At 40.9% G+C, this 8,146-nt stretch carries 6 protein-coding genes; 5 read left to right on the top strand and 1 reads right to left on the bottom strand.

Features of this window, described 5'->3' with window-relative positions; genetic code table 11:
- Nucleotides 1-200: 200 nt before the first annotated feature.
- A complete protein-coding gene (locus NC796_RS14695; protein WP_310685430.1) occupies nt 201-485 on the top strand; it encodes a hypothetical protein in 285 nt (94 codons plus the stop codon).
- On the opposite strand, the gene NC796_RS14690 is transcribed toward NC796_RS14695, so the two are convergent.
- Complete coding sequence (locus NC796_RS14690; RefSeq protein WP_310685429.1) at nt 482-1,123, bottom strand: porin family protein; 642 nt, start codon at nt 1,121-1,123, stop codon at nt 482-484. The genes NC796_RS14695 and NC796_RS14690 overlap by 4 nt on opposite strands.
- Before the next feature lie 340 nt (nt 1,124-1,463).
- Here NC796_RS14690 and NC796_RS14685 point away from each other — a divergent pair, with 340 nt between their 5' ends.
- From NC796_RS14685 to NC796_RS14670, 4 genes are all read left to right on the top strand, one after another.
- The gene (locus NC796_RS14685; protein ID WP_310685428.1) at nt 1,464-2,663 is read left to right on the top strand and encodes an aminotransferase class I/II-fold pyridoxal phosphate-dependent enzyme; all 1,200 of its coding nucleotides are present in this window, start codon (nt 1,464-1,466) and stop codon (nt 2,661-2,663) included.
- A 292-nt stretch (nt 2,664-2,955) separates the two neighbouring features.
- The gene (locus NC796_RS14680) at nt 2,956-3,150 is read left to right on the top strand and encodes a hypothetical protein (protein WP_310685427.1); all 195 of its coding nucleotides are present in this window, start codon (nt 2,956-2,958) and stop codon (nt 3,148-3,150) included.
- A 527-nt stretch (nt 3,151-3,677) separates the two neighbouring features.
- A complete protein-coding gene (locus tag NC796_RS14675; RefSeq protein ID WP_310685426.1) occupies nt 3,678-5,579 on the top strand; it encodes a nucleoside-diphosphate sugar epimerase/dehydratase in 1,902 nt (633 codons plus the stop codon).
- A 159-nt stretch (nt 5,580-5,738) separates the two neighbouring features.
- Complete coding sequence (locus NC796_RS14670) at nt 5,739-8,090, top strand: polysaccharide biosynthesis tyrosine autokinase (RefSeq protein WP_310685425.1); 2,352 nt, start codon at nt 5,739-5,741, stop codon at nt 8,088-8,090.
- The last annotated feature ends 56 nt before the right edge of the window (nt 8,091-8,146 follow it).

Here is an 8,146-nt window from a genome sequence, read left to right as displayed (position 1 = left end):
TTTGTTTGCTGGTTTTCCCAGGGCAAAACAGCCTCCTTTTTGGAGGTCATCATACAAAATATAAGCGCCCTGCAAAGTGTAAAGGATGTCTCCGAACACCTGTAAAGGATGTCCCCGGTCTGGACATTGAAGGGGGCGCAGGGGGATGTAAGGAACAAGGCAAGCCTGAGTTATAGAGATCATAATTAGTTTACATATTTATGAGTTATAACACTAGCACCTCGTCAGACAGAAATGCTTCAGTTTCTAGCTATAAAGAGAGAGCGTTAGAGATTCTTTCCAAGAGAAAGGCACGAGTTCCCGAGTCCAGTGAATCCCTGCAGGTAGTTATTGAAAAGGTTGCGAAAGTTGCCAGAGCAATTGCCTGTTTATTGGCAGGGGAGAACAACATTTGGGATTCTTTGGCGACTTTTTTGGTGGAAGTTCTTCAGTCCGACACCCGGCGGATTTTCTTCATTGAAAAAATGAACATACCAATACCCTAAAGCAAAAAATAAACAGAGAAAGTGACGGCCATATTTTGAGATTCGAACAGTTGTTGAGACGGTTCACCAGAATCATAAACCGAAAACTGGGCACGTGTTTCAAACCCAATTTTTCTTTTGTTACCGTGTTCAAATCCCAATCCCAAAATAGCTCCCCCATCATATTCGGAATATTGCGATACTATATCGTTTGAGAAATCACTTTCAAAAGGGACCCCAATGGGTGTTCCCGTGTTCGTTCCAGAAAATCGGGCGTCCAGTAAGTAGCCTCCGAAAACCCCGCCACTTATGTGGTATGTGGTTTTTGCATAAGGACTGCCGAAAACCGTCTCGTTAGGTCCAGCAGTTGAAAGTTGAAGTACCAGGGGCAACTGAAAGTAAAGAAGTTCTGTTCGGCTGTCTGTTTGAAACACAGAGCCTCTGAGTGTGAAAGATTCCTCATACCGGGCACCCAACATTGCAAATGAAGGTTCTGCTTGTAAGCGCAATTTATTTGAAAAATTATTTCTGGCGATCACACCTGCCTGGTAACCCATGGTCAACTTAGGTTCCAGGTCGAGGCTAACATCGGCATCTGTGAACCTGAAATGGTGGAGGTGAGAACTCATACTCAACCCTCCGGTTATACCAAATTCCATGGACTGACCCGTAGCGTTATTTTGTATTCCTGAAAGGAGGAAAAAAACTAATGCTGTTATAGTAGATGATAACTTTAGATGGTTCATTCTTTTATCCTTTCAAATAGATTTGATAGGTAACGTCTCTTACTGTAATAAATTAATAAAAGTTAAAGATAAAGGTTTGATTATAATTTAATTATTAGAAATATGTAATCCTTGATTTCAATTTATCATTATGAATGATCGTACAATTCAGTAATTTTTAAAATACTACAGTAAAGTAAAATTCATTAAGAAGGAACTGTTTCCCCAAACATCAAAGAATTATGATTGGAAACGAAAAATAAATCTATAAGACATGAACTATTCAGCTCCACGAATTTACCTTTCTTCTCCGCATATGGGAGGGGACGAACTTAACTATATTCATGATGCCTTTGATAAAAACTGGATTGCTCCTCTGGGGGCAAATGTAGATGGTTTTGAAGAGGACTTACAAGGCGTTACAGGGAGAAATCATGCCGCAGTGGTCACTTCAGGTACGGCGGCTATTCATCTGGGATTGATTCTCTGTGGGGTGGAGCCTGAAGATGAGGTGATCTGCCAGTCTTTTACCTTTGCCGCGACCGCAAACCCGATAAGATACCAAGGGGCTACTCCAGTGTTTGTGGATTCTGAGCCTGATACCTGGAATATGGATCCGGATTTGCTGGAACAGGCTATTGTAGACAGAATGGAAAAAAACGGGGGAAAGAGACCAAAAGCGATTGTAGTTGTACATCTTTACGGGATGCCGGCTAAAGTAGACCGGATTCTCAATGTGGCTGCAAAATATGATATTCCTGTTATTGAAGATGCTGCCGAAGCGCTCGGTTCCTCTGTGAATGGACGAAAATGTGGTTCTTTTGGCATGTTGTCGGTACTCTCGTTTAACGGTAATAAAATCATAACAACGTCTGGGGGAGGAGCTCTTTTAAGCGATGATGAGCAACTCGTTAAAAAAGCACGTTTTTTGGCAACCCAAGCCCGTGATGAGGCCCCACATTATCAACACTCAGAACTGGGTTATAATTATAGAATGAGTAATATTGTTGCTGGCATAGGCCGGGGGCAAATAAAGGTGTTGGATGAGCGGGTTACTACAAGACGAGCTAATCATGATTTCTATTTCAGGGAATTGAATGGATCATGGCTTGAGATGGAAATTCTGAATTCAGAATTCGGAATTCTAAATTCTTCACCTACAGGTATCTATTTCCTGAAAGAACCCGACGGTTATTACAGCAACCGCTGGCTCACAACGATTCTCGTAAATCCCAAAGAGACCAGGGGAGTGACAAGAGAACAGATCCGTATAGAACTGGAGAAAAAGAATATTGAAACCCGTCCGCTCTGGAAACCGATGCATATGCAGCCGCTTTATCATGGATCTCCATATTACGGGAATGGAATTTCAGATAAGCTTTTTGAATATGGACTTTGTCTGCCGTCTGGTAGTAACCTCACAGAAGAAGAACGGGAACGGGTTGTTACGTCTATCCAGAAGGTTCTCAAATAATACATTAGGAGGAGTTTATTGGTTAAACTAAAGTATTAACAGCACCTTAAAATAGTAGGCTATAAATAGTTGCGAGGGTATGATATTTCAAGCTTATTTCTCTTTAGAGGTGTTCATTTTGGTTTGATCACGCCGGTGGGCGGACACGGCCCTGACCACGAACCAAAAGATCAAGAAGCATTTAACTCCTCGGTGCTGACCCCGATGTGACCGCTGGTTCAATCCGTTGCCAGCCCCCTCGTGAGACAGAAATGCTTCGGTTTCCCATCTTTTGCTATAAAGAGTAGCTTTGATGGAAGTTCTTACCAAGAGAAAGGCAATACTCCCCGAGTCCAGTGAATCCCTGCAGGTAGTTATTGAAAAGGTTGCGAAAGTTGCCAGAGCAATAGCCTGTTTATTGGCAGGGGAGAACAACATTTGGGATTCTTTGGCGACTTTTTTGGTTCGTTTTTTGGTCGTTCAAAAAATGAACAGAACACCAGGATGAAAGGGCACAGTTGGGAACTAATCGATTATTGCTTAAACCAAGTTTTACGTTACTTTAATTAGAATGATTCCTTCCTTGTATAGGTCTAAACACCTGAAATTACAAATGTTAACCGGGTAAATTTTACGCACTCAACTGAGTAAAAATTACTCGGTATTCTTGAGCCGGGGCTCCTTCCTCCCCGGCTGAAATCTCAGAGGAAAGAATTTCTATCTCATAACTGCCTCACACATCTCTAAATTCCCCTTTTTATGAAAAGTGGATTTAACTATCAAAAGTAACCCGATATGGCACAACTATTGTACTAAATATTATGGATGACGTAGTAGTCATGAGGAATAACTCTATTAGAGAAATTTGTCCATAGCGATGAATCTATTCAATCAATTACTAAATAAATCAAGAGTCGTGAATAGTTTTGGATGTGAGACATCTTCTCTGTGAGAAGAGTTAAATGAGCATTAATGATGTATTAAATAGTGTGTTTACTAAATCTTACTTCATAGAGAAAACGGGGAGAGGTCCAGATGGAAATTGAATCTTATCAAAAGAAGTATAAATATTTTAATAAATACACAAGAGGGTTGTTCTTTTTGGTAGGAGATACATTCTCGTTGTTGATTTCAGCAAGTATAGCTTATATAACGCTTTTGCCGTTTACCTCCGGTATAAGGTCTTTCCCGCTTGAGCACGTACTGATTATTATCTGCTCTGTGCTGATTGGATTGGCACTCTTCAGGATGTATGTGGTGAATTGGAGGTATGCGAGCTTGAGGGATGTAGTTAGAATCATATTAGGGCTTGCCGTTGGTGGAAGTCTGTCATTAACAGTAGCGCCTTTTTTCCTGGACATTGGGAATTATGAGTTTGCATTTACCACCATCCTGATGATTAATGCGGTTTTGGGAATTTGTGGTTTCAGAGTTAGTAAGAGGATGTATTTTGAGTTAAGGAATTCACAAAAGAAGAAAAAAAAACACACTATCATCTTCGGTGGTGAGAGCGAGGGAGAGCAGATACTTCGGGATATTTTGAAAGATGAGAAGTGGAACCTCTCGGTGCATGGAATTTTTGATGACCGGGTTATGCCCGGTCTGTTACTGCACGGAGTACAAATTCTGGGCGGCAGAGATAAAATGATATCATATATTCAATCCCATCCTGTAGATCTGTTGATTGTAGCTTTCCCTGAGATGCCCAAAAAAGAGCTAAAAGAGATTATTGATGAAATAAAGAAAATCCGACCCAAAGTGGATATTAAAATACTCCCATCATTCCACACTTTAACGGATAATCCCGTGGGAATTGAGCACATTCGGGATGTAAGTATTGAAGATATCCTGGGCAGAGAACCAGTCAATATTGATATCAACTCTATAAAGGCCAGCATCACGGGTAAAACAGTACTGGTAACCGGGGCGGGAGGATCTATCGGCAGCGAGTTGATACGGCAATGTGCAAAACTGAAACCGGAAAAACTAATAGCACTTGATATAGATGAAACTGAACTGTTTCACGTCGAAAATGAATTCAAAGGTACAGAAACAGAAGTTATCCCATGCGTAGCAAGCATTACCGATGAGATGAAGATGGACCAAATACTGGGATGGTTTCAGCCGGATGTAATTTACCATGCTGCCGCCTATAAGCATGTTCCCATGATGGAAAGCTTCCCGGAAGAGGCGATTAAGGTAAATGTTGGGGGAACTCGCTCTGTTGCCTCACTGGCATGTAAGCACGAGGTGGAAAAGTTCATAATGATTTCTACTGACAAAGCCGTAAATCCTACAAATGTTATGGGGGCTACCAAGCGAGTTGCCGAGGAAATTTGTATGGCATACAACAGCACATGTTTGACCAGGTTTATTTCTGTTCGTTTTGGCAACGTTTTGGGATCCAGGGGTTCTGTAGTTCCTCTTTTTATTGAACAAATTAAAAATGGGGGACCGGTTACAATAACAGATCCGGAAATGAGGCGTTACTTTATGACCATTCCTGAAGCGGTACTTTTGGTAATGCAGGCTGGTTCTATGGGAGTGGGCGGAGAAGTGTTTGTGCTTGATATGGGAGAACCTGTTAAAATTTTGGACATGGCAAAAGATCTGATTCGCCTGCACAGCCTGGAACCGGATAGAGACATACCAATTGAATTTACCGGTCGCCGCCCCGGTGAAAAATTATTTGAAGAACTTCTTAATGCAGAGGAGGGAGTGCTCGAGACAGAACATGAAGAAATATTTAAAGCTGTATGCAGTAGAAAATTAACCAAGGAAGAGCTTGATGAGAAGATTAGCCAACTCTTCGATCTGCTTGGCAATGAAAGTAAGGAATCTGTCAGGTTCATCTTAAAAGCAATTGTACCTACATATTCCTACAACGAAGAGAAATTGGTACAGGAAAACTTCGAGGAACAGGTCAACTCCTATTGATACAGAATTCCATAAAACTACAACGACAGCTATTTAGTACTTTTAAAAAAACATTAATGAACTTAGGTACAAGTGACTGTTATTTATGACTATTTGGGTGATATTTTTAGAACAAATAAGATTGTTAACATGTCCGATCACTTAGATAAAGGTTGACAAATGTCAGATTCAATACAAAAAAGAAACAATAATGGTATGGGGAGTGATAGCAAGTCCCAATTTATCCCCGATTTCTCATTTAGGGCAGAGAGTAATGAGAAGAATGAGCTAGATCCTCAAAAGATTATCTCTACAATATTGAGATATAAATGGCTTATCATGGTTTTTATGATAGCCGGGACAATAGGCGCGTGGTTTTACGCCGACACTATCACGCCTACCTACGAAAGTAAGGGTACCTTGATGATCCAATCTGAAGGATCGAACGAAGAACTTTCTCAGATAATATCTCGGGCTACTGGTGTTGGTACTCGTTCTACTCTTATTAATGAACTGCAGGTACTGCAATCAAGGCAATTTGCGCTTCAAGTTGCCCAAAAACTAATTGAGGAGGATCCGGGAAATATCAACCAATTCCCGGTACTGTGGACTGAAGACATGGAAACAGGTGAAATTAGCAGGGTGTCTGAGGGTACAGTTGCTTCAAGGATTATGAGAAGTCTCTCTTTCCTGCAACCAAATCCTGACTCGGATGTTGTGGAGATCAGTTTCACCAGTCCTTCTCCCCAAGAGGCGGCAAAAGTTGTAAATGAGGCTATGAATATTTATGTGGAAAATTCCAAACAACAAAGTCGCCAGGCTGCAGAAAAAACAGCTGAATTTTTAAATACTGAGAAAGAGAAAATGAGGCAAAAGCTTCAGGCTTCTGAAGAAAAATTGCGAAGATATATGGATTCAACTGGATTTGTACGAGTGGATCAACAGGCTTCGAATATTGTTGCCCAAAAAGCCGAGACAGAGGCAGAATTGCAGCGAATAAACTTGGAGCTTGAGACAATAGAGCAGACAATATCTATACACGAAAATCAGCTGGAGAGTATAAAACCAGGACTTTCGGAACAGTTTTCAGAAGCAATCGGTCCGAAGATTCGAGCCTCACAGGAGGAACTGGCACAGTATGAAAGAGAACGTACACTTATTATTGCTAAAAACCCCGGTGTATTAGAAAGAGATCCAGTCCCAGCTCGTTTAAAGTTCCTAAATGATCAGATTGAGCACCTTAAAAACGAAATCAAAGGACTTTCGGAACAGCTCTTCACAGATAATGATGTTTTTATGGGCATGGATAGTCAAGTCAGAGCCGAGATGGTGTCCGGAATTCAAACTAGCTTAACTGATTTGCGCATAGAGCAAAATCAGTTGAAATCACGGCGAGCTGCATTAACGCAAAACAAACAGGAAATGGACTCGAATTTCAACTCACTTCCCGAAGGAATGATTGAGCTTGAAAAATTACAACGAGACGTAAGAATGAATGAAGAGCTCTATCTGAATGTTTCACGACAATATGCTGATATGTCGATCTGGGAACAGTCCCAGTTTGGGTTTGCCCGGATTATTGATCTCGGGCAGGAACCAAATTCGCCAGTCAGTCCAAACAAAAAAATTCTATTGATATTGGGTTTGATGTTGGGTGGTCTTTTCTCTGCAGTATTTATCACTTTGCGTGAATTCAAGGATAACAGTGTTAAAAGTGTGGATCTTCTTAGAACAACGTATTTGCCAACGCTGACTTTATCTGTAATACCATCGTTCGAGAAGATCTCCAGGAGAGATAGAAAAACATTCAACAAAGGAGAGGGGATCATTCCGGATGAGATGGTTATGCTCTATGACCGAACCAGCATTGCCTCGGAAGCAATCAGGAGAATAAAAAATAATATTATCTATCAAAATGGGGATACTCCACCAAAGACCATTGCTGTGACCAGCCCAGAAAAGGGGGATGGAAAATCAACAGTCGTTGCCAACCTCGGTGTCGCGTTTGCAGACGAAGGATATAAAACCCTGGTGATAGGCGCTGATTTCCGGCGACCGAAGCTTCGAAACTATTTTGGCTTAAACGACATGGCTGGATTATCGGATTATTTAAATGGCAAGATCCCGGTGGTGCAGTTGATTCAAGATTCTGAATTAGATACTCTGAAAGTGGTAACTGCAGGTAATGAAACGGAGAGACCAGAAATTATAGGTAGTAGCCTGACCTTCAAACAATTCCTGAAAAAAATGGAGGAGATGTTTGATGTGATAATTCTGGATACACCACCATACGGAATTATTAGTGATTCTACTTCACTGCTAAAAGATGCAGAGATAACACTAGTAGTAGCAAAATATAGAAAAACCAACAGGGGGATGCTGCTTAGAACAATTGAAGATCTTGGTCGAATTCAAGCTAACGTAGCCGGAATTGTTTTAAATGATTTTAACCATAAAAAAGAGGTAGGACAATATTACGGTGAAGGCTATTACCAAGCACTATACAGTAATTATAAAAACTATAAGGAGTAAAAGCCTTATTGGTTATTGCTTATAATATTATCTAGAACAAGGCGGTTATTTTCATT

The organism is Aliifodinibius sp. S!AR15-10, from assembly GCF_031569985.1.
Classification (GTDB): domain Bacteria; phylum Bacteroidota; class Rhodothermia; order Balneolales; family Balneolaceae; genus JAMQKA01.
The sequence above is the reverse complement of the archived record's forward strand: the minus strand, read 5'-3'. Positions and strand labels throughout refer to the sequence as shown.

Coding starts and splice junctions, on each gene's coding strand:
- NC796_RS14695 (WP_310685430.1), top strand. CDS start 201: ATGAGTTATAACACTAGCACCTCGTCAGACAGAAATGCTTCAGTTTCT.
- NC796_RS14690 (WP_310685429.1), bottom strand. CDS start 1,123: ATGGAATTTGGTATAACCGGAGGGTTGAGTATGAGTTCTCACCTCCAC.
- NC796_RS14685 (WP_310685428.1), top strand. CDS start 1,464: ATGAACTATTCAGCTCCACGAATTTACCTTTCTTCTCCGCATATGGGA.
- NC796_RS14680 (WP_310685427.1), top strand. CDS start 2,956: ATGGAAGTTCTTACCAAGAGAAAGGCAATACTCCCCGAGTCCAGTGAA.
- NC796_RS14675 (WP_310685426.1), top strand. CDS start 3,678: ATGGAAATTGAATCTTATCAAAAGAAGTATAAATATTTTAATAAATAC.
- NC796_RS14670 (WP_310685425.1), top strand. CDS start 5,739: ATGTCAGATTCAATACAAAAAAGAAACAATAATGGTATGGGGAGTGAT.